The 20,563-nt window shown below is 43.1% G+C and carries 18 protein-coding genes, 2 tRNA genes and 2 pseudogenes; 11 read left to right on the plus strand and 11 right to left on the minus strand.

The annotated features are described in order from the left end of the window. Positions 1-41: 41 nt before the first annotated feature. The 5 genes from AC4II3_RS03515 to AC4II3_RS03535 all read right to left on the minus strand — a co-directional run bounded on the left by AC4II3_RS03515 (position 42) and on the right by AC4II3_RS03535 (position 4,481). Positions 42-1,238, minus strand: a complete 1,197-nt coding sequence (locus tag AC4II3_RS03515; RefSeq protein WP_488007278.1) for an O-antigen ligase family protein — start codon at positions 1,236-1,238, stop codon at positions 42-44. A 131-nt stretch (positions 1,239-1,369) separates the two neighbouring features. Continuing rightward, positions 1,370-2,212: a YaaW family protein gene (locus tag AC4II3_RS03520; protein WP_488007276.1), complete on the minus strand. Its 843-nt coding sequence runs from the start codon at positions 2,210-2,212 to the stop codon at positions 1,370-1,372. Between the two features lie 348 nt (positions 2,213-2,560). After that, positions 2,561-4,165, minus strand: a complete 1,605-nt coding sequence (locus tag AC4II3_RS03525) for a TROVE domain-containing protein (RefSeq protein WP_490722772.1) — start codon at positions 4,163-4,165, stop codon at positions 2,561-2,563. Positions 4,166-4,202: 37 nt separating this feature from the next. Beyond that, positions 4,203-4,338: transfer RNA gene (locus tag AC4II3_RS03530), tRNA-OTHER, on the minus strand. Positions 4,339-4,348: 10 nt separating this feature from the next. After that, positions 4,349-4,481: transfer RNA gene (locus AC4II3_RS03535), tRNA-OTHER, on the minus strand. Between the two features lie 531 nt (positions 4,482-5,012). On the opposite strand from AC4II3_RS03535, the pseudogene AC4II3_RS03540 reads away from it, so the two are divergent. The 5 genes and pseudogenes from AC4II3_RS03540 to AC4II3_RS03560 all read left to right on the plus strand — a co-directional run bounded on the left by AC4II3_RS03540 (position 5,013) and on the right by AC4II3_RS03560 (position 8,370). Beyond that, positions 5,013-5,217: pseudogene (locus AC4II3_RS03540) on the plus strand (DUF167 domain-containing protein). A gap of 225 nt (positions 5,218-5,442) precedes the next feature. Next, positions 5,443-6,354: an acyl-CoA desaturase gene (locus tag AC4II3_RS03545; protein ID WP_488007274.1), complete on the plus strand. Its 912-nt coding sequence runs from the start codon at positions 5,443-5,445 to the stop codon at positions 6,352-6,354. A gap of 239 nt (positions 6,355-6,593) precedes the next feature. Further along, complete coding sequence (locus AC4II3_RS03550) at positions 6,594-7,316, plus strand: pyridoxine 5'-phosphate synthase (RefSeq protein ID WP_488007272.1); 723 nt, start codon at positions 6,594-6,596, stop codon at positions 7,314-7,316. Positions 7,317-7,338: 22 nt separating this feature from the next. After that, positions 7,339-7,662, plus strand: coding sequence for an MgPME-cyclase complex family protein (locus tag AC4II3_RS03555; RefSeq protein WP_488007270.1), 324 nt, complete (start codon positions 7,339-7,341; stop codon positions 7,660-7,662). A gap of 54 nt (positions 7,663-7,716) precedes the next feature. Further along, the gene (locus tag AC4II3_RS03560; RefSeq protein WP_488007268.1) at positions 7,717-8,370 is read left to right on the plus strand and encodes a hypothetical protein; all 654 of its coding nucleotides are present in this window, start codon (positions 7,717-7,719) and stop codon (positions 8,368-8,370) included. A gap of 59 nt (positions 8,371-8,429) precedes the next feature. Here AC4II3_RS03560 and AC4II3_RS03565 read toward each other — a convergent pair whose 3' ends face one another. From AC4II3_RS03565 to folD, 3 genes are all read right to left on the minus strand, one after another. Beyond that, entirely contained in the window at positions 8,430-8,885 is a 456-nt protein-coding gene (locus AC4II3_RS03565) for a divergent PAP2 family protein (protein ID WP_488007266.1), read from the minus strand. A 221-nt stretch (positions 8,886-9,106) separates the two neighbouring features. After that, the gene (gene crtE, locus AC4II3_RS03570) at positions 9,107-10,036 is read right to left on the minus strand and encodes a geranylgeranyl diphosphate synthase CrtE (RefSeq protein WP_488007264.1); all 930 of its coding nucleotides are present in this window, start codon (positions 10,034-10,036) and stop codon (positions 9,107-9,109) included. Between the two features lie 365 nt (positions 10,037-10,401). Then, on the minus strand, positions 10,402-11,265 hold the full coding sequence (folD, locus tag AC4II3_RS03575; protein WP_488007262.1) for a bifunctional methylenetetrahydrofolate dehydrogenase/methenyltetrahydrofolate cyclohydrolase FolD: 864 nt from the start codon (positions 11,263-11,265) through the stop codon (positions 10,402-10,404). A 190-nt stretch (positions 11,266-11,455) separates the two neighbouring features. Here folD and AC4II3_RS03580 point away from each other — a divergent pair, with 190 nt between their 5' ends. After that, positions 11,456-11,908 carry a hypothetical protein gene (locus tag AC4II3_RS03580; protein ID WP_293072875.1) on the plus strand — a complete coding sequence of 151 codons (453 nt, stop codon included), beginning with the start codon at positions 11,456-11,458 and terminating at the stop codon, positions 11,906-11,908. Further along, positions 11,898-12,338 carry an NUDIX hydrolase gene (locus AC4II3_RS03585; RefSeq protein ID WP_488007260.1) on the plus strand — a complete coding sequence of 147 codons (441 nt, stop codon included), beginning with the start codon at positions 11,898-11,900 and terminating at the stop codon, positions 12,336-12,338. Before AC4II3_RS03580 ends, AC4II3_RS03585 begins: the two co-directional genes overlap by 11 nt. A gap of 790 nt (positions 12,339-13,128) precedes the next feature. Here the strand turns inward: AC4II3_RS03585 and AC4II3_RS03590 are convergent. Then, positions 13,129-14,023 (minus strand): annotated as a pseudogene (locus AC4II3_RS03590) (IS982 family transposase). Between the two features lie 213 nt (positions 14,024-14,236). Here AC4II3_RS03590 and AC4II3_RS03595 point away from each other — a divergent pair. Continuing rightward, complete coding sequence (locus AC4II3_RS03595; protein WP_070395468.1) at positions 14,237-14,539, plus strand: phage tail assembly protein; 303 nt, start codon at positions 14,237-14,239, stop codon at positions 14,537-14,539. 125 nt (positions 14,540-14,664) lie between these two features. Here AC4II3_RS03595 and AC4II3_RS03600 read toward each other — a convergent pair whose 3' ends face one another. Next, entirely contained in the window at positions 14,665-15,645 is a 981-nt protein-coding gene (locus tag AC4II3_RS03600) for an ornithine carbamoyltransferase (protein WP_070395469.1), read from the minus strand. 46 nt (positions 15,646-15,691) lie between these two features. After that, a complete protein-coding gene (locus tag AC4II3_RS03605; protein ID WP_070395470.1) occupies positions 15,692-16,654 on the minus strand; it encodes an aspartate/ornithine carbamoyltransferase family protein in 963 nt (320 codons plus the stop codon). Between the two features lie 187 nt (positions 16,655-16,841). Between AC4II3_RS03605 and sbnA the strand changes: the two genes are divergently transcribed. Genes sbnA through thrC form a run of 3 tightly spaced genes read left to right on the plus strand, consistent with a single transcriptional unit; the run spans position 16,842 to position 20,129 of the window. Then, entirely contained in the window at positions 16,842-17,855 is a 1,014-nt protein-coding gene (gene sbnA / locus AC4II3_RS03610; protein ID WP_070395471.1) for a 2,3-diaminopropionate biosynthesis protein SbnA, read from the plus strand. Beyond that, on the plus strand, positions 17,798-18,847 hold the full coding sequence (gene sbnB / locus AC4II3_RS03615; protein ID WP_070396948.1) for a 2,3-diaminopropionate biosynthesis protein SbnB: 1,050 nt from the start codon (positions 17,798-17,800) through the stop codon (positions 18,845-18,847). Before sbnA ends, sbnB begins: the two co-directional genes overlap by 58 nt. Beyond that, entirely contained in the window at positions 18,840-20,129 is a 1,290-nt protein-coding gene (gene thrC / locus AC4II3_RS03620) for a threonine synthase (protein ID WP_070395472.1), read from the plus strand. Before sbnB ends, thrC begins: the two co-directional genes overlap by 8 nt. The last annotated feature ends 434 nt before the right edge of the window (positions 20,130-20,563 follow it).

The raw sequence follows: 20,563 nt of genomic DNA on the forward strand, positions 1-20,563 counted from the left end.
GATTATGGTGTCGGGATGATAGCCGGGGTAGCTAAATTAGGTTAAATGTGACATGCCACACCACGAATTGCTGACAACAACAGCCACCCCAAGGTATTAACCCGAAAATCAAACAGAGTTACATCCAGCAGATTGAATAGAGTACAGCTGCCAAAAGCCACCAGATAACTGAACAGAATTAAGTTGTCTTGATGCCAATCTTGTCTAGTGGTAGTGGTCGCAACGGTTGACCAAACCCTTAATAGTTCGATACCTTCAACCATGATCCAGCAAACTAATCCACTCAACATCAGTGTGCCTGGGATCCCAGTTTCAGCAGTCAACATTAGAGGTAGATTATGGGGATGACCAAGCCAGACTTCCATTTGTGACTGGTAAAGAGGAGTGAAATTGCGTAACCCCCAACCAAACCAGGGACGTTCCTGAATCATTGACCAAGTAAATTTCCACTGGGTTGTCCTCAAGGTAGCGATGGGTCGGTCGGGATACAACTGGTCAGACAATCGCATCCAAAAGTATGCTGGGACAATACTACGCAGCCATTGACGCCCTAGCATTGGACCAAATGATGCCCACAGAATACTACCAACAGCAGCAGTAACTGCTGTCACCAGCCAGTACCAACCTAAGTAAAGGGCAAAGGCAAGGCAAGCCAAAACAGCGATTATCCAAGCATTGCGGGAGTTGGTCAAAACTAATGCGATCGCATTACCGATCACCACCACACTCAAGAACAACAGCGGATAATCAAATCGATGCGAGATCCAACGCCTCCCTTGAAACCTCTCAATCCACAGCCCTATTCCTAAAATTAATGGTATTTGTAGATAAGCGGCTAGGATATTGGCATACAAAAACACTGAATCCATCCGACCTGGAGGATTACCGTTAGCTACCAAGGTTGAACCAAAGACTAGTGATAATAGTTTTGGGCTAGTCCAACCCAAAAGCATCTGAGCAAAACCCAGGATGGTTACTGCTAGGGAAGGAATAACTAGAATCCAGGCTAATTGCCTCAGCTGTGCTGGGGTTTGGATGAGGCTAGAGAAAGCAGCGAAAACTGCTAAGAATGGTAGAAAATTCCCTAAACCTAGGAATGCTTCTGTGGGGTTATAGGCTAAACTAGTAGTAATGAGCAACCAGATACTCAAAATAGCTAAGCCCCAGTTTAGGGGTTTTGAGATCATACTGGCGTAATTTTGCCGCCAAGTATCTCCCACAGCTAGAACTAACCCCACTGCGCCTAAAGCTGGAAATAGGGGAAAGATAAGAGTTCCCAGCTTAGCGCAGTTCCAAGCTATTTGTAGGTGATTGTCTGAATGTCTATTCTTTCCCAAGAACCAATTAACCACTAACCACTACTATCAATCTAAACTGGTTCCCAGCACTCAGCACGAGTCAGGCGAATTTGTGCTAAGGTTAAGATTGTTGGAATAATCCGACCGTAGTTGGTTGCGATCGCTCTCCAGCCTAAGTCAACAAAGAAATAGCTCCACATGACCGGACCTAGGCAGGCAAAAACACTCCTAGTAACTCCATAACGAGCAGCACTTAGTGCCATTCCCTGTCGTGCTGTTTGTAGTGTAAAGTAGTTCTGAAACTGAGCTGCTGCTGCCAAACCTCCCTTCACTAGGGCTTGTTTAGCAACCTGATAGCGAGCGAAATGTAGGGCAAACTGGCGTGCCACCTGTTGTAGTATTATTGGCTTCAGAATCGAGGTCAATGCTAGGGCGCTACCTCCTTTGAGTAAAAACTCGATAGGATTGTGCTGGATTTGAACAGGCAAGGGTTCAGGGAGTTTTGACTTAGCTAAGGATTTCTGTACCTGTACTGTTAGGGATTGCTGCTCTTGGGTTGGTAAGCGTTTCCAGGTTTTCCCCATTAGGTGAAGAAATATTTCTGCTTCTAAGTCAGTTGTAGTCAGACGTTGAGAGTAAGGGATTTTCAGGTAACGACAAACTTGAATCAGGGCTTGTCGGTAGGTTACTTCACTCGTGCGTCCCTTGAGTACTGTTACTCCATCTGCTGCCAAGAAGCGAAATCGCTCTTCTAGGGAATCCAACCAAGCTTCATGGTTTTGGCTTTGGATATCGATTGGCTCAGGGACCTGAAGGTAATCTAAGGGATTAAACCTACGACAAAATAGAATGTCTGTCACTTGTTGTAATTCTTCAACGGTTGCTAACTCTAACGCAGTTCTCAGCTCATCCAACGTTCTTCCCTCCACAACCCCGTTTTTAGTGCTGTCCTCTATTCTACTCCTATCAGTTTTCTAGTAAGAGTTTGAATCTACTTTGATGTCGTAAGCTGTTAGGCATTTGGCAGCTATGCTGAAGCGACGGGTGCGCCTTCATGCCGCGATTTGCCCCACTCGTGCTTTGCATCAAGACACGGACAAGAGTTTCAGGTTTTTTTTTGATTTAATAAACCGATGCAGTCGCTCCCACGGGGGTTTGCATCACTCGCGCTTTGCATCAAGACAATGCCCTTTAAATGCCCGACAGCTTATGAATGAGGAAAGGATGAATGAAGGTGGGGTATAGTTTAGCTTCCCTTTAATTTAAATTTCCCCGGTAGCCAACATTTGAATCAAGCGAGGTACCCCTGGATCAAACCCAGCGAAATCCCAAGATAGAGGATCTTTGGGGTCAACCAGGGTAATCCGATAAGGAGTAAGGGTCACATACACCGCTTTCAGATTAGGGTTAACCCTCTGGCGGTACTCAGCTAGTGCTTCGGTAGGATGACGCCGTCCTGCCCAACTTTCACTGTCTGTCCAAAAACAAACTACGTCGGCTTTGAACTTATTCTTAATCATCCAATCATAGGCAACTGAGGCATCGGTGCCACCAAAGTTTTGATTGCTAGCTTTTGCGATCGCAGAACTAAAGCTATCTTTCTTAGTAATTCCCAAATCCCGGAACTTGGTAGAAAAACCGCGAATCATGTAGTTTTTCTCAGTTTTTGCGGTTACCAGTGCCATAGTTGTCGCAATCTCGCAACAACTAAGTCCTACCGAATCCACCACCCCGTAAGACATGGAGCCAGAAATGTCCACAGCATGCATAAACACCTGGCCAGTGGCTTCGACTACCTCAAACGACAGCTCAACTGCCTTTTCCAAAATATCCACGATACGCGGAACAGGTGTCCAAGTTTTCTTGCTTCGCCCCAAACGTCCACCAGATTCGTAAGTTTTGAGAGCTTTCAGGACATCGATCGGGTGAATCCTTCCTTTGTGCAGATGCTCCTGATTATTGATAATCTGTTCAATCCGATCGATATTCTCCCGTGCATCGGCTTGCAGCACGCCCAGCTCAGTCAGAGAACCCAAGTTACGCAGCATCGCGCCAATCGGCATTTCATTGAACAGCAACTGCCATGCCTGCTTGTCCATTTTGCCCACAGGTGCAGCCATTTCATGAGTCAAACGACCCTTGGCAATTGCTTCATGGGTATGTGTTGGATTTCGCTTTAACCACTCATACCACCAAATCTGAGCCAGTACTGGGGAAGGAATGTCCTTAGGCAGTTCTTCCCAACCTTTGACTACCCATTCAAACAGCTGTCGGTGGTCTTCTGTCGGTGGCTTGACATGGAACAGTCGCAGGGCATCTCGACTAGAGAAACCATGACGCTGTTGGTATTTCAGCAGTTGGTAAGCTAATTTCTTAGCATCGGGCTGTGAAAGCCAATTCTTCCCCACTTCCCGCACCACCTTACCAAATCCCCGCAGAGATTTGGTATAGCTCAGCCATTCATAAAAGTGACTTGCCGTACGCACCACTTGGGGAAATATTTCCTGAAACGCTTTTTTAGCTACTGGTTGCTCTGCCATCGACAGTAGTACCAGGGCAAAAATTGGCGCACTATTGTTGATGGCACGACCATTGCTAGCGTACAAGATTTCTTCCGACACCCGATTGGGGTCTTCAGCGGTTGCTCTGAAAACTACTTCGACAAACTCATCAGTGAGTTCTTTGTTACCTGCATAGTAAGTACTTTGAGCTGTACCAACTAACAAGCAACGCCGCAACAGTTTCCAAGTTCCAGCATTGAACATGAAGCCCCCAGAACGTCCCTGAATCATCTCCTTTTCCCGTCCAGGAATCGGTTGGCTTTGGGGTGTGCTAGTCTGTTTTCTGGTAAAGAATTGGTAATTCATGGCTTCACCCTCCGGCCCCATCGGGGCAAATAGGAAGGGGGCAGGGCAGGACTCGAACCTGCATCACTATGGTTTAAAAGTCGATAACCCTCAATTCTTCAGCCTTTCCAGGCAAGGGGTGAATCAAAGATGTAAGGATATTGCCATCTGCTCTACCATTGAGCTACCTGCCCCATGATTTGTTGGTGTAGCGGAGCGGGATTTGAACCCGCAACCTCCAGTGAATCAAGGGTGGGGTTCGTTTGGAAGACGATAACCCTCAATTCTTCGGCCCTTTCGGGCAAAATTGGCGCTCTCCCATTGAGCTACCCGCTACAGGACAAGCTAAACCCAAAAAATAATGAGTTGCTTGAGTTACTCGCATAATACATTTGTAACATAACAATAATGAAGCGTCAAGTTTTTAGGGGCAAGATGACTTAAGAAATTTACCGCGATTGCCGCAGTCGTTTGACTCCAATGGTTTGGCTCGAATTAGGGTATGCGTTCGCCCCGCGTGGCCTTTGGCCACGCGTAGCGGCTCTGAACGCGCCCCGCGTGGCCTTTGGCCTTAAGAGTATCGCAACAGAACTATTGACACTTACCAGAGCTAATCCGGATCAGTATGCTACTCTGGTAAACGGTGACTAAATTAAAACTTCCCATAGCCAGAAGCCAAAGGATTTTTGAAGAAACTTTCATTGATGAAGAGGCGAGTTCAAGTTAAACCCAATTCTAAGAGCTAATTCGTAAAGTAAATCTTAAGAAGTATGAAAGCCTTGCTATGATTGTCTTTTAGCTATTAAATAGTTCAATTGTTCTATGTTGACGCAAGCCTTATCCTAAAAGGTTTAGTGCGAGTTTACGAATCAGCTCTAAACATCAAAAGATAGAAGACTCAGACGATGGGACACTCAAGGTGCATTTGAAGTCACCACCTGTAGATGGGCTTTGACAATCAGGAGCTAATTGAGTTGCTGGCTCAAAGTTTTAAGGTGCCAAAGTCTAGTATCCAAATTAAGTCAGGTTTATCCTCAAGGAATAAATTGATTGAAATCAACACCAATCCCTAGCTAGCTGCAATAGGTCACCCATGACCAATAGTCAGGATTAACCCAAATGTAACTTAAAGCACTGGAATTGGAGGATTTAGTGGACAATACAACCATCCCAAATCCAAAAATCCCAGTTGATAGCCTTCGTGGTAAGCACGGAGCTAGAGTCCAAACAGCGCCAGACTGACAAGCAATCGGATATGCTTAGTTTTGGTGTATTAGTATTTTATTGAAACAACACAAGTGTCAATCTCTTCATCTACTGCCCCACAAGTCAGCACACTTCAGAAAACTGTAGTTACTACCGTTATCGCCATGTCCCCTTTGGGAGTAATCGCTGCGATAGTAGTTATGTTCCTTGAGAAACTGAACGTCCAGCCTCTCGATATTGGCCTTTTTCTCGGGATGTACATCCTGAATTTCATCGGGATTACCGTCGGTTATCACAGGCTTTTTAGCCATCGTGCCTTTCAGACTGGACCTTTTATAAGGGCATTCTTAGCCATTGCTGGATGTATGGCAGCTCAAGGACCAGTCACTAGCTGGGTTCACCATCATCGCTGCCATCATCTTTACTCTGACCAAGACGGAGACACTCACTCACCCCATCTTCACCAGGGAGGATTTTGGGGATTTATCCAAGGGTTTTGGCATTCTCATATTGCTTGGATTGTGAATGTGGATTGGCAGCCTCCCTATAAGTATGCTCCTGACCTAATCAAGGACAAGCTGATCCGAAGAATAGACAACCTCTACGTCTTTTGGGTATTGCTGTCCCTGTTAATTCCTGGTTTCCTGGGTGGAGTCTTGACTGGTTCTGTCTCAGGAGTCTTAGGTGGTTTAATCTGGGGCGGAGCATTTCGGATTTTTCTGGTCCGTCAAATCACCTTTTGTGTCAACTCAGTTTGCCACCTGTGGGGAAAAGAGCTGTTTACTACCTCTGATATGAGCAAGAACAATCCTATCGTCGCCATCTTGACCCTTGGTGAAGGGTGGCACAATAATCACCATGCTTTTCCCAACTCAGCAAGATTTGGACATTATTGGTGGCAACTTGACCTGGGTTGGTTATTCATCCTGCTGCTTCAGCGCTTAGGACTGGCCTGGAATGTCAAATTACCATCCTCAGACCAACTCCAACCTAGAAGCATCTAATCCTAACATTAAGAATTTTAGGTGAACTACCCCTCGCTGCTTAGACCCTGGCGAGGGGCTTTCTAATTCACGGGGGATTGTCTTTTAGAGGCTTGATAGACAATCTATCTAGACGTTACCTTCCCCTGTTACTATATAAAAAGATATGTTGCTCGAAGTTAAGGTTGTAAAGCCTTGGAGTTTAAGACCAAGCTGCGGTATGGTCATCATAGGATGTCAAATCCAGGAGAAAAACATTAGTGCTAACACTGGGTGTAAATATCGACCATATTGCCACAATTCGTCAGGCACGGCGCACTGTAGAACCTGACCCAGTGGCAGCAGCGGTGTTGGCAGAGCTTGCTGGTGCGGATGGCATCACCGCACATCTAAGAGAGGACCGACGTCACATTCAAAAGAGGGACATTGCTCTGTTAAGACAAACGGTGCGAACTCATCTGAATTTGGAAATGGCACCTACCGATGAAATGGTAGCGATCGCTCTAGATGTCAAACCCGATTACGTTACCCTGGTACCAGAAAAACGAGAAGAAGTGACTACCGAGGGAGGGCTAGATGTAGCAGGGCAAATGCCTCGCCTTAGTGAGGTTGTAGCCGAGTTACAGAGCACTGGCATTCCTGTTAGTTTATTTATAGACGCTGATCCTGCCCAAATCGATGCTTCTGCTCAAACAAAAGCTAAATTTATTGAGCTGCACACTGGGAGTTATGCAGAAGCTACTGATGAAGTCACTCAGGCTAAAGAATTAAAAGTTTTGGCCTCCGGATGCCAACAAGCGATTGCTGCTGGCTTACGAGTCAATGCTGGTCATGGTCTTACCTACTGGAATGTTTACCCGGTTGCTTGTATCGAAGGTATGGAAGAACTCAATATTGGTCATAGCATCATTGCTAGGGCATCTCTGGTAGGTATAGAACGGGCGGTCAGAGAAATGAAACAAGCGATGCAAGGTAAATTTTGAGCTTTCCTCAGTAAATGAAACTATGCAAACTTACTACTACGTTTTAGCCAGTCAAAAGTTCCTTGAAGAAGAACCATTTGAGGAAGTCCTTCGGGAACGTACCAGGCACTACCATGAACAGGAAAAAGAAATAGACTTTTGGTTAGTCAACCAGCCAGCATTCTTGGAAAGTGCCCAAATGTCCCAGGTCAAGCAAGAATGTCCGCAAGCAGCAACGGCGATCATTTCTACTAATTCTAAGTTCATCACCTGGTTAAAGCTGCGCCTAGAATTTGTCAAAACTGGTGAATTTCAGGCACCATCAGATAGTATACCTGACCCTCTAGCGTCTCTGGCATCAGTTTGATGGTTAGTTTTTTGCTTCCAAGGCAGTGGCTATGGGTCTACTATCTAATCATCTATGACCAGGGAAACAATACAGTTTATTTTACAAATTGTCTCGATAGCACTGGCTGCTTTAGTTGGTGGTGTCTTTGATTCGGTTTATGCTCAACCAATAACTCCTCAATGCCAACCACCACAAAACGGCGAGTACATTTTGTTAGTGCTTAGCCGAATTAGGAAAAATCACGAACAAATTCAAAGAATTTTACCTGATAGCGCAAAAACGGATTTTTGTCAATATTTGGAAGATAGAGTAACTCGGGTTGGCGGTTTCAGAGGGATTAACGATGCCAAAGATTGGGCACGCTATCTGGATCAGGTAGTTGGATACTCAGCTTTTGTAGTTCAATCTCCACCCTCAAGCCAAGCTACTACTACTATACAGCCTACTACTATACCAGGTTATACTCCTCAGGGATTGGGTGATGGTTATGCGGTTTTGGTGGACTATTTCAATCAACCAGAAGTGGCATCCCGACTAGAGCAACTACTGGGCGTCAATGTTGGCTTGGTTTCTTATGCTCAGCGACCTTACTTACTGACAGTACACACAACTAGTGAAACCCAAGCTAACTCAATCTTAAGGCGACTGAGCGCAGAGGGTTTTTGGGCAATGGTTGTTGATAGTCGCCGAGTTACCTTACTAAAACGTAAGGTGGTTCGCTTTTAACTAGTTCCCTTTTAGCTAGGTAATGTAACTAGGTAATGGAAAATTACTAATTAACACTATCAATAAGCTGTTGCTGCTATGCAAGAAATAGCGATACCTAACACCAAACCAACAAGCACCTGAAAGGGTGTATGACCTAATAATTCTTTAAGGCGGTCTTCTTTCAACTCTTTGTCTTCGCTAAAAAACTGATCGATAATTTGGTTGAGAATGCGAGCTTGCTTACCGGCAGCTTGCCTGACACCAGCAGCATCATACATGACTATGATGGCAAACACTAAAGCGATCGCAAACTCTGGAGAAGCCCATCCTACTGTTTGTCCTACACCAAATGCCAAGGCAGTGACGAGTGCTGAGTGAGAACTAGGCATTCCACCAGCAGTCATCAGTACCCGAAGATTAGGTTTGCGATTTTTGGTTAGATCAACCAAAAACTTAAATAGTTGAGCCACCAGACAAGCAATGAGCGCAACCAGCAACACCTGGTTGTTTAGGATGTCGCTAAAGTCCTGCATAATTATTTATTTTAAATTGGTCATTGGTCATCGATAACTCAGCATTGGGGAAACGATGAAGTATGAAGGATTAAGTATTTATTATGAAGTATGTTCCCTGGATAGCTTCCCTTCTAGGGTATAATTAAGGATGAAGTATATTTGTTTTTGGTGTTCCTGTAGGCTAGTATTAAACACTTCATCCTTTAACTGTCGTTGGCCTTACCCCAATACCAAGTACCTTAATGAGTGCGATTCACAATAAAATCAGCGATCGCAATCAAGGGTTGAGCCTTTTCCCCAAAGGATTCCATTTGAGCTTTTGCCTCATTCACCAGCTCCTGGGCTTTGGCTTTTGATGCCTCTAGCCCCCAGAGGCTAGGATAAGTTGCCTTTTGTGCTTTAAGATCCTTACCTGCTGTTTTACCAAGTTCCTCCTGGGTAGCAGTTATGTCTAGGATGTCATCGACAATTTGAAATGCTAAACCAATATTTTGGGCATATTTGGATAGCCTTTGTAAGTTAGCTGTCGTTGCCCCTGCCAATATTCCACCACAAACTACACAGGCTTCTAACAAAGCACCAGTTTTATGAGTATGGATAAAGGTGAGCGTTTCTTCTTTAATATCCGACTTACCTTCTGATTCGAGATCAAGCACTTGACCCCCAACCAATCCGGATCCCCCAACTGCTTTACCCAACCAAGCAACTACCTGCAAAACTTGGGGAGCTGGTACATTTTTAGTTTGAGCCGCAGCATATTCAAATGCATAAGCTAGTAAACCATCACCTGCGAGAATGGCAATGTCCTCACCAAAAACTTTGTGGTTAGTTAGTTTACCCCGACGGTAATCGTCATTGTCCATTGCTGGTAGGTCATCATGAATCAATGACATGGTATGGATCATTTCCAGAGCGCAGGAGGTTGGCATTGCCATCTCCACTGTGCCACCCATCAGTTCACAGGTAGCTAAGCACAGAATCGGGCGCAAGCGTTTACCTCCAGCCAAAAGAGAATAACGCATTGCCTCGTAAATTTTGTCGGGCTCCATTCGGGGCAGAGCCTGGTCTAAAGCTGACTCAATTAGAGCCTTTCGCTCTTTTAAGTAAGTTACTAAGTCTAAACTTGGGGATTCCCTCTTGGGGGTAGGTCGCCCCTCCGTCACTACCATGCCTTGATTCCTTGATTATCTGATTCCTCTAACAATTTTACGGGGCTGGGGGTCTTCTTGAAACTACCTTGTCTAATTCTGGTGCTTCTCGTTTGATGGACAAAACTCTTTACTGATGGTATTTAGGATTGTCGAGTTTTGAAATTTATCAGTGGCGCTAAACTAAAGTCTAACCCTTTCAAACCCAACATTTAATCTGTTCTTAAACAAACAACACAGATTTATAATAATTTTATATTTTATAGCTTTCAGTTTTCTTAATTAGTTCTTTTGTTGACCTAGCTTGCTGTGAACTGAAATTACTTTACTCATAAACAACGGTTTAATTGATTGATTGTTATCAATCTTCACGAGAGCAAAACTGTTCAACAATACCTCTTTGTATAACTAAGGATTGTATTATTTAGTAGCATAGCCACTGTCATCGGTCCGACGCCACCAGGGACAGGGGTAATATATCGGGCAGTTTCCTGAACAGAGTCAAAGTGGACATCTCCTACAAGACGAGATTTTTCTTGTTGATCACTAACGCGATTGATACCAACATCAATTACCACAGCACCTGGTTTTACCATGTCCCTGGTAATCAGTTGAGGTCGTCCGACAGCTGCTACTAAAATATCAGCGCGACGTGTCAGCTCCCCCAGATCTTGGGTGCGCGAATGAGCAATTGTTACTGTAGCGTTGGCTTCTAGTAGCATCAGTGCTAGAGGTTTACCTACTAAAATACTACGTCCTACCACTACTGTCTGTTTACCAGACAAATTAATCTGGTACTCTTGCAACAGGTGCATGATGCCTGCTGGTGTACAGCTACGTAAACCAGGCTCTCCCCTGAGCAGACGACCTAGATTAACAGGGTGTAATCCATCAACATCTTTATCCGGATGGATTTGGTGCAGTAATGAAACAGCATCTAGGTGGTCGGGTAAGGGCAGCTGGACCAGAATTCCATCTACACGCTGATCTTGATTGAGGGAGTTAATGGTTTGCTCGAGTTCTGCTTGGGACGTGTTACTGGGAAAATGACGACCAAAAGAAGCAATCCCCACCTTACCACAGGCACGTTCCTTATTACGAACATAGGCAGCGCTAGCAGGGTTGTCACCTACCATCAACACTGCTAATCCAGGTGGTCGTCCATGTTTCAACGTCAGCTTCTGTGTCTGTTCTTGCAGCTGGGTCTGAATTTTTTTAGCTATGGTCTTACCATCAAGTATGTTGATCATTGGTCAATTGGGTTAAACAGTGTAGACGGGTGTACAGATGCTGCCTACTTGGGTTAGAACATTGTAGATGCATGGAGCGACTTACTTGAGGCTGGGGCACGAACATTAAAGTTTAAACCTACTTCCTTTTTCACTCCTCCAAACAGAGTTCATTGGCAACTGACAACTGAAAACATCATAGGATTTCAATATGCCAACTAAGTATTGGTCAACTCTTTTACCGTTTTGGGTTTTACTTGTAGGAGCAGGGACTGTTGGCTGTAGTCCCTTAGCCCATAATGGCATTCATCAGCTTAATATTAGCTACCCTGGTGTAAAGGTCACAAAAATCCGTGATATACCACAAAATCAGAATACTATCGATACAGTCTACCTTCGGGGTAAAGTTACTAATCAAGCACCACTTTTAGATGCGAATGCTTATGAACTCAAAGATGCCACTAGTACCATTTGGGTAGTCTCTCAGGGAACTTTGCCCAATATCGGTGATCAAGTCTTGATCCAAGGTAAGCCTCAATTTCAAAGCATTCCCATCGCTGGACAAGATTTGGGTGAATTCTTTGTTCAAGAGCTTGAGCAGCTAAAACGGCAAGTCTATCAACCCAAGTCCCCCTTACTTCCAGCACCAACAGATGAGCAGTAAGCAAGTTCAAGTAGCGATCGCTATTCTATATCGGCAAGGTCAGTTCCTGATGCAGCTACGGGACAATATTCCTGGTATTCTTTACCCCGGTTTGTGGGGTTTATTTGGGGGACACATCGAACCGGGAGAAACGCCAATCGAAGCTCTGAAGCGGGAATTGGTGGAAGAAATTAGCTATGCACTACCCTCAGCATCTTTGTTTGGCCATTATCCTGAACCCCATGTGTTACGTCATGTTTTTGCAGTACCCCTGACCGTGGAAATCTCACAGTTGGTCTTAGGGGAAGGCTGGGATATGGGGTTGTTAACTCCTGAGCAGATTCGTCAGGGCGAGTCTTATTCTGCCAAGGCTGGTCAGGTGCGACCCCTTGGTCCTGCTCATCAGCGTATTCTACTGGATTTTCTGGAGAAGCGATCGAGCTTGGTATAACCGTCCCTAAAAGGGACGCTTGGCCAAGAGCAACCCTCCAACCTTGGACTTCCGTCCACCCTACGGAACCTACTAACCGTAGGCCTTAAGGCCACGCTACGGGAACAATCTTCAACCCTTCAGGGACAACAAGCATGCTTGTTGTCCCTGATTTGATTTTAACGATTGTTGAATTGCAATTTGATGGCTCTTCCGTACTTGTTATGCTAAATAAACACTTTGGCAAAGGGACTTCGGAGCAGGGACTGAGGCCGTTGGCCACGCTACGCGAACGGAGCAGGGTAAAGAGGCAGTATTCAGAAAATTTTATTAGTTAAATTGCCTTATAACCCTTATTCAGCAAGCTTTATGAGTTTTTTTAACTGGAAATGAGCGCATAGTAGGTACTGAAGAACCAATTTGATTAAATAATTAATTCCTTTAATCGGGATTATTGGTATTTCTTTTTTGCCTCTAATTCCCTTTAAAATTCACTTTTTATTATTTTTTATTTTGTTAGCAAAAATAACGGGAAGTTAAAGACTGACTGTCATGGGAAGTAGTTCTATTATCAAGATTCTGTCAAGGGAACAGAGTCAGAAGTTACCGTAAGGATAGTGAAGCCTTTATGGTTAGTCGGTTATGCATAAAAACCTGAGTTCGATGTAGAAAGGGACACTGAAAACCAAGCCAGAAAAGACTTAGGTCAATTAAGGGTAATTATTGATAATAAACACCAGCAAAAAACTAATCTTAATTTATTAAATTAGGCTAAATTAAAACCTATAAAAAAAATTAGATTCAGGAAAAATTACCCGACTAAAGCGGGTAGATTTTCCTGTTCAGTTTTCTCTACCTTTAAAGAAGGTTTTTTGTTTTGAAATGTATAAGCTACTAAACCAGCTATCATATTTACCATAAAGTTAGAGACACTTCTATGACGAGAATGAGAAACTTGATAAATAGTTTTTAATTGGTCATTAACGGTTTCTATCAATGAACGTTTTCTTAGCATAAATTTTTCCCACAACTCAACTAGCTGATTCTTCATATTTTTCTTAAAAGGAGTAATCAGCTTGAGGGAGTGTAAAGATAACTCTTTAAATAATTTCTTGGAAATGTATCCTTTATCTCCAAAAAGTCTTCCCTCTAAATTTTGTGAATCGCCTGGGTACTGGTACTCGATCATCCACATTGGCTGGTGTCAATTGAAAGGCTAATAATTCTCCTTGATCATTAATGATAAGATGTAGCTTAAACCCATAATACCAACCTATAGAGTTCTTTCCCCAAGCAGATAATCCCTTAAATACCTTATTTCTTTTTGCTCTTTTTGGATGACAGATTGGAATAGGTGTACTATCAATAAAACTAATGCCCGTATTTTTTCCTTTGCGACTATTCAGATAACAAAGTAATGGCATTAAGGTTTGAGGGATTAATTCAATAAAGCGATTATAACTAACTAAATTGGGGAAATGACTTGAGTTATAGTTAGCAATGTGATTGATATAATACCTTTTAAAGCAACGATAATTAGAGCAATGAAAATAAATTAGTATTGTCATCACTTCACTTAAAGCTAGACGATTTTTTCTTTTTCTTTTTTTTTGGGTTATTTTGTCAGAAATAAACTGGCTTTTAACTCCCAATTCAAAAACTTTACAAAAATCGTCTAACTCCCAGAACAAAGTCTCTATATCTATCATGATTATTGTTTTTAGTATAACATTTTAACTTTAATTTAAAGGGGTTTCTATTATTTAAGATCAGCAATTTTCGACCGGTTATTTAATAAAACTTAATTAAATTAAAAAAAAAGTTACTGATTGATTTTTTATCTTCGCCCTATTTCTCAACAAATTTAACTAATTGAGAAATTTAGGATAGGGGATAAAATCCTGTACCTCTTACTGAAAGTGCTTAAGAGCCAATTTCCTTATATCGAACTCAGGTCAAGAGAGTTAGCCAGTCGAGCAGTCAGAGCTATTAAGGACTGGAATTACAATCATCCAGAGCATAAGTGGTGCATAACTAACAAGCTGATTAGTGAGCTAACTGGGGTGACCCCAAAAGCGATCGCTAAGGTTGTAGAGGGAATGGGGATTGAAGACTACAACGCCATGCAGGGACTGACTCCAGTGGTTAATCGCAGTAGGAAAGCTGCTGTAGGAAGCATTTCTGATGTGGTCAGCATAGCTGATATGTTGGGGGTGGATTAGGGGGAAAGGTTCCGTCACTCCTGCCACATCTTGCCACAGTAATGTCAGCACTGCCGCCACCATCAATCCTTCTCTCTAAACTCCAGTTATACTTAAATCAAATTTTTCAGGCACGAAAAAATTGGCTAGTCCATGGTTAGTGCCATCACAGCTTTTTGGACATGTAAACGATTTTCTGCTTCCTCAAAGACAACACTCTGGGGACCATCAATGATCGCATCTGTCACTTCAATATTTCGATCAGCAGGTAATGGATGCAGATAAATTGCATCTTCTTTAGCTGTAGCCATTTTTTCTTCATTCATAATCCAGGTTTGATATTGATCCTGGATTTGCCTACCTTCTTGTACTTCTGTTGTTGTCAACATAGGACTCCAAGACTTAGCATAAACAATATCTGCATCGTGTATGGCCTCCTGCATATTATTGAAAATTTCAAGCTTAGTCGAGTATTTACGAGACTGTTCATAGGCTGTAGCCAGAATAGCAGGCATCAAAGAGAATTCAGGTGGATGCGCTAGGGCAATATCAATCCCAAAGCGAGGCATTTGTAAGATTAGTGATTGGGGAACTGATAAGGGTTTAAGGTATGAAGAAGCATAAGCCCAAGAAATTACCATCTTCTTCTTTGACAAATTACGTCCTTTACTCTCCATAATGGTCATCAGATCGGCTAGAGCTTGAAATGGATGATAGACGTCACACTGCATATTTAGGACAGGCACACGAGCCGCTGCTGCCGTGTGGTTAAGGTATTGATTACCAATTCCCCACCCAATGTGTCTGATGGCAATACCATCAAAGTATCGACCATAGATTTCACCGATTTCTTTCTCTCTATCCCCATGTGAGATTTGAGTGGTTCCTGGCTCAATAAAGGCAGCATGCCCTCCCAGTTGAGTCATGCCAGCTTCAAAAGAACCTCTGGTACGGGTGCTTGAGGAAAAAAAGAGCATTGCCAGGGTTTTATCCCGTAAGTAAGGATGTGGCTCTTTTAATGTCCGCTTTCGCTTCAAATCAAAAGCAACTTCGAGAACTGCTTCAACTTCCTTACGAGAAAAATCTAAGTCACTGATGAAATCTCGCCCGCGTAAATTCATTTCCATCTCAATTTTTCCTTTTTATGCTTATCAGTAACCATACTCACGGGAACTACTCCATTGCTCCGAGTACCAGGGCTAATAACCCCATCCGAACAACAACCCCATTAAAACTTTGTTGCCAGTAACGAGACCAACGGGTATTATCCACATCAGAGGGAATTTCGTCCATGCGAGGGAAGGAGTGCAGTAAGATGGCATCTGATTTGGCTTTTGTCATGAGTAATTCATGGCTAATCTTATAGTTTGTGGGTGTTAGTTCAGGTGTATCACTGGTACTACTTCGATCATCGTAGGATTTGGTATAGTCTGGTTGGATAACAGGCTCGACTAAGATAACATCCGCATTAGTGATCGCTTGCTCCACATGTTCAGCTTCATCAAAGGCCAAACTAAGCTGTGATAATTCCGTCTTAAATTCTGTCGTGAGAGACTGATGAGGAGGGGCAACGAAGGTGGTTGGACAATCAAACTGGGTTAAAGCGTAGGCTAAAGAATGCATCGATCGCATTCGCATATCCCCAACTAGCAACCATCGCAACCCATCAATTCTACCCTTTTCTTTAAGCACTGTATAAAGGTCAGTGAGTGCTTGGGTTGGATGTTCTCCCCAACCATCGCCACCATTAATGACTGGAACTGAGGCCCATTTCGCAGCTTCATGGGGTGCTCCTTGTTGAAAGTGACGCATGACAATTATATCACCGTAGCACTCCAGCATCTTCACTGTGTCTTTAATCGACTCTCTGTAAAAATCGCCTGCCCGTGTCATGGTAACATCAGAGAACCCTGTGACTTGGCCACCTAAACGAATCATTGCTGCTTCATGGGCTAAACGAGTTCGAGTACTGGGTTGATAGAACGCAGTGACTAATGTTTTTTCTTTTAGTAAATCTGTATTTCGACGATTATAGGCAATAGGTGCAAGTTGAGCACACACTTCAAACAAACGGAAATAATCTCCACGATTGAATCCTTTGAGTGAAAGAATATCTCGTCCTAGAAAACTATACATAACTTAACATCCTCAATTCAACAAGATGATATTATATTTTAAGCAGGTGCACAAAATTAATTACACATTTTCCAAAACTCAAAGCCTTACTATGTAAGGGGTACAGAGATTGGTAGTAGGAAATTAATTTTGTTTAGGTGCTTATGACTTATCAGCTAAGCTCAACTGAATCTAGGAGGTACATTTAATGGGGTTGGGTATCATATCTGCTATCGGAAAAACACCCCTGATTCAACTATCAAAGTTTTGGGAAGATAGCAAATTTAACATCTTTGCTAAGTTAGAGTTCCTCAATCCAGGTGGTAGTATCAAAGATAGACCAGCTCTTAACATTATCCACTGTGGATTGGAAACAGGTCAGATTGATTCAAATACAGTTGTAATCGAATCTAGCTCTGGCAATATGGCCATTGGTCTGGCTCAAGCTTGCTCTTATTTTAACCTTAGCTTTATCTGTGTTGTTGATTCTAAAACCACCACACAGAATCTTCAATTACTCAAGCTATACGGAGCAAAAATTGACATAATTGAACAGCCTGACCCCGTTACAGGTGAATTTTTACAGGCAAGGTTGAACCGCGTTAAGACCCTATGCAATTTGATTCCGAATAGCTTTTGGCCAAACCAATATGGCAACTATCTTAACCCTGAGGTACACCACCAGACTATGGATGAAATTGTGAGAGATTTGGGTGAACAGGTCGATTATTTATTCGTAGCGACAAGTACCTGTGGGACAATTCGAGGCTGTGGGGAATATTGTCGCACTCATAACCTCAAAACGAAGGTTATTGCTGTGGATGCATTGGGTAGCAAAATCTCTGGTAATGAGCAGGCAGAAAGGCTGATTCCAGGATTAGGGGCTGGGATTAAACCAGAGCATTGCAAAGCAGAGTTGATTGATAAATTTGTGCAGGTTTCTAGTTTAGACTGTGTTGTAGGTTGTCGCCACTTGGCCAGGACAGAAACAATTTTGGCAGGCGGTTCTGCGGGAGGGATTGCGATGGCGATCGCTAAAATGTACTCAGAAATTCCAGCAGGCTCAAATTGCGTTGCTATTTTGCCTGATCGAGGGGAACGTTACCTGGATACGGTTTATTCGGATACATGGGTTCGAGACAAATTCGGTGAGGTTGATAATTTATGGAAACAGCCTATCAAGGTTTTGCACAGCAACAGCCTGGTGATGTCATCGTCTTAAGTGCGTCAGACATTTTGTCACTTTTAGCTGGACGGGAAAAAGAATTAATTGAAGTCGTCCGGCAAACTTATATCGCCCATGCACGGGGCGAAAGTGCTTTGCCCCCCTCACCCTTTTTACGCTTTGCAAATCATCCTAAGAACCGGATTATTGCCAAGCCAGCTTATTTGGGTGAAAGTTTTGAAACAGCAGGCATTAAATGGATTTCATCTTTCCCTGATAATTATCAATTTGGTCTGTTGAGAGCTTCTGCCGTCATTATTCTCAACTCTGTAAAAACGGGATTTGCTGAAGCGATTTTGGAAGGTTCAGTGATTAGTGCCAAACGAACTGCTGCGAGTGCAGCGCTGGCTGCGAGGCTTTTGCAAAGTGAAACCCAGCCTGAATCAATCGGCATTATTGCCTGTGGCGTGATTAACTTTGAGATTACCCGATTTCTCTTAGCTGAGTTTCCAACTGTTAAGAATTTGGTCATTTTTGATATCGATCACGAGCGAGCAGTGCAATATAAAAGTCGGTGTGAGACAAATTTTGAGACTCCTAATATAACAATCGCCAATGATATTAATACGGTCTTAAGCAGTACGTCTATAATATCCATTGCTACAACAGAAACAACCCCTCATATTTTTGAAATTTCTGCTTGTCAGCCAGGGAGTAATATCTTGCACATATCCCTCAGAGATTTTTCACCTGAAGTTATTCTGAGTTGCGATAATATTGTAGATGATGTTGAACATATTTGTAGTGCTCAAACTTCCGTTCACCTTGCTGAACAAAAAATAAACCATCGACACTTTATTCGTGGTTCAATCGGAGATATTTTATGTGGTAAGATACTGGCTAAACCAACACCCAGTGCGATTACAATATTCAGTCCCTTTGGTCTGGGAATTCTTGATCTAGCAGTAGCTAAACTGGTACACGAATGGGGTATAGCCAGAAATCTTGGTACAGTGATTCCATCCTTCGGCTGTCTTCCCCATGAGTAACTTCAATCACACTAATTATGCTCAAAATCTCAAGCAGGTTCTAGGCTATAAATGTCTGATTTGTGGTCAAGAATATCAGCTGCATGAGATTGAATATATTTGTCCTAAACACGGGAATGAAGGAATTGTTGATGTTATTTACGATTATGATTTTCTAAGAAATAAGCTTACCAAACATCAGTTAGCCAATTGTCAGGAACACAATATATGGCGATACAAACCATTTCTACCAATACAGCCTGATGCGCCAACTCCACCTCTGCTAATTGGCTGGACACCAATATACCATGCTCAGATCTTAGGGCAAAAACTAGGTCTTCCCAACCTATGGATCAAGGATGATGGACGTAACCCAACAGCGTCTTTTAAGGATCGAGCTAGTGCTATAGCCATCGTTAAAGGGCAAGCCTGTCATGCAGAGATCATCACCACTGCTAGCACAGGCAACGCAGCCGCATCACTAGCAGGTTTATGTGCCAGTGTAGGTCAGCGGAATGTCATTTTTGTACCTCGGACTGCACCGGAGGCCAAAATAGCTCAACTTTTGGCTTATGGGAGCACAGTTTTGCTAGTGGATGGAACTTATGATCAAGCCTTTGAACTCTGCTTGGAGGCAGCATCGGAATTTGGTTGGTATAATCGTAATACAGCTTACAATCCCTTTATGAGTGAGGGAAAAAAAACCGCTGCATTGGAAATATGTGAGCAATTCAACTACAACCCTCCTGATAAAATCTTTGTTAGTGTTGGTGATGGCTGTATCATTGGTGGCTTATACAAAGGATTTCAAGATCTCCAGGCATTGGGATGGATCGAGAAAATACCTCAACTTATCGGAGTTCAATCCAAGGAAAGTGCTTATCTCTACGAAGCATGGAAAAATAATGAGTCCGTTTTGGATAAACCTCCGATCAAAGCCAATACTCAAGCAGATAGCATCGGTGTTAACTTACCGAGAGATCGATTGAAGGCAATAAGAGCTGTTACAGAAACGAAAGGAAAATTTCTGGCAGTTAGTGATGAGTCACTACTTGCTGCCATCCCTGCTCTGGGATCAGCAACAGGTATTTTTGCTGAACCTGCTGCGGCGGCTGTTTATGCTGGCTTATTAGAAGCAGTTGCTCAGGGATTAGTTAGTGCTAGCCAGACAATTCTTCTTATAATTACTGGTCATGGTCTCAAAGATATCTCTGGCGCGATGAAAGGTATCAAAAAAGCTGGACTTAATTCCAAGGTAATTGAACCAACCTTATGTGCAGTTAAGAATCACCTCAATCTTTAAGAGGCTGCCTCTAAAGAAAAGTAAAGTTGACTCAACTAGGCGCTCGCTGGAGACTGTGCTAGCCTGCATTATTCATAAGGGTATTGCCAAAAAACAAGCATTGTTTTTTTATATGGTTATTGTATTTTTCAGGCAATACTTCTATGAATTGTCGGTGGTTGTGGCGTGAGGGTCATATGGGTAGTCAAGTGGGCATGATGTTCTATGAAGGGGTTAAGAGTAGTCAAGTCAGGTTAACTAAGTATCGTCTCGTCATGGGTGGTCAAGTAATGATAACCACTGTAAGCCAACTAAACCTAGTTACGAATAAATCGCTGTAAACTATACTGTATGGGCGTTGTAGTCATCAATAGACCCTCTGACTACCCATAAGCCACCTTGACTACCCATAAGCCACCTTGACTACCCATAAGCCACCTTGACTACCCATAAGC

This window comes from Moorena sp. (assembly GCF_982860115.1).

What these genes read in the sequence shown, in the direction of transcription:
- thrC (WP_070395472.1), top strand. Translation starts at nt 18,840, where the DNA reads ATGAGTAACTTCAATCACACTAATTATGCTCAAAATCTCAAGCAGGTT.
- AC4II3_RS03555 (WP_488007270.1), top strand. Translation starts at nt 7,339, where the DNA reads ATGCAAACTTACTACTACGTTTTAGCCAGTCAAAAGTTCCTTGAAGAA.
- crtE (WP_488007264.1), bottom strand. Translation starts at nt 10,036, where the DNA reads ATGGTAGTGACGGAGGGGCGACCTACCCCCAAGAGGGAATCCCCAAGT.
- AC4II3_RS03600 (WP_070395469.1), bottom strand. Translation starts at nt 15,645, where the DNA reads ATGGAAATGAATTTACGCGGGCGAGATTTCATCAGTGACTTAGATTTT.
- folD (WP_488007262.1), bottom strand. Translation starts at nt 11,265, where the DNA reads ATGATCAACATACTTGATGGTAAGACCATAGCTAAAAAAATTCAGACC.
- AC4II3_RS03560 (WP_488007268.1), top strand. Translation starts at nt 7,717, where the DNA reads ATGACCAGGGAAACAATACAGTTTATTTTACAAATTGTCTCGATAGCA.
- sbnA (WP_070395471.1), top strand. Translation starts at nt 16,842, where the DNA reads ATGGGGTTGGGTATCATATCTGCTATCGGAAAAACACCCCTGATTCAA.
- AC4II3_RS03585 (WP_488007260.1), top strand. Translation starts at nt 11,898, where the DNA reads ATGAGCAGTAAGCAAGTTCAAGTAGCGATCGCTATTCTATATCGGCAA.
- AC4II3_RS03565 (WP_488007266.1), bottom strand. Translation starts at nt 8,885, where the DNA reads ATGCAGGACTTTAGCGACATCCTAAACAACCAGGTGTTGCTGGTTGCG.
- AC4II3_RS03525 (WP_490722772.1), bottom strand. Translation starts at nt 4,165, where the DNA reads ATGAATTACCAATTCTTTACCAGAAAACAGACTAGCACACCCCAAAGC.
- sbnB (WP_070396948.1), top strand. Translation starts at nt 17,798, where the DNA reads ATGGAAACAGCCTATCAAGGTTTTGCACAGCAACAGCCTGGTGATGTC.
- AC4II3_RS03580 (WP_293072875.1), top strand. Translation starts at nt 11,456, where the DNA reads ATGCCAACTAAGTATTGGTCAACTCTTTTACCGTTTTGGGTTTTACTT.
- AC4II3_RS03605 (WP_070395470.1), bottom strand. Translation starts at nt 16,654, where the DNA reads ATGTATAGTTTTCTAGGACGAGATATTCTTTCACTCAAAGGATTCAAT.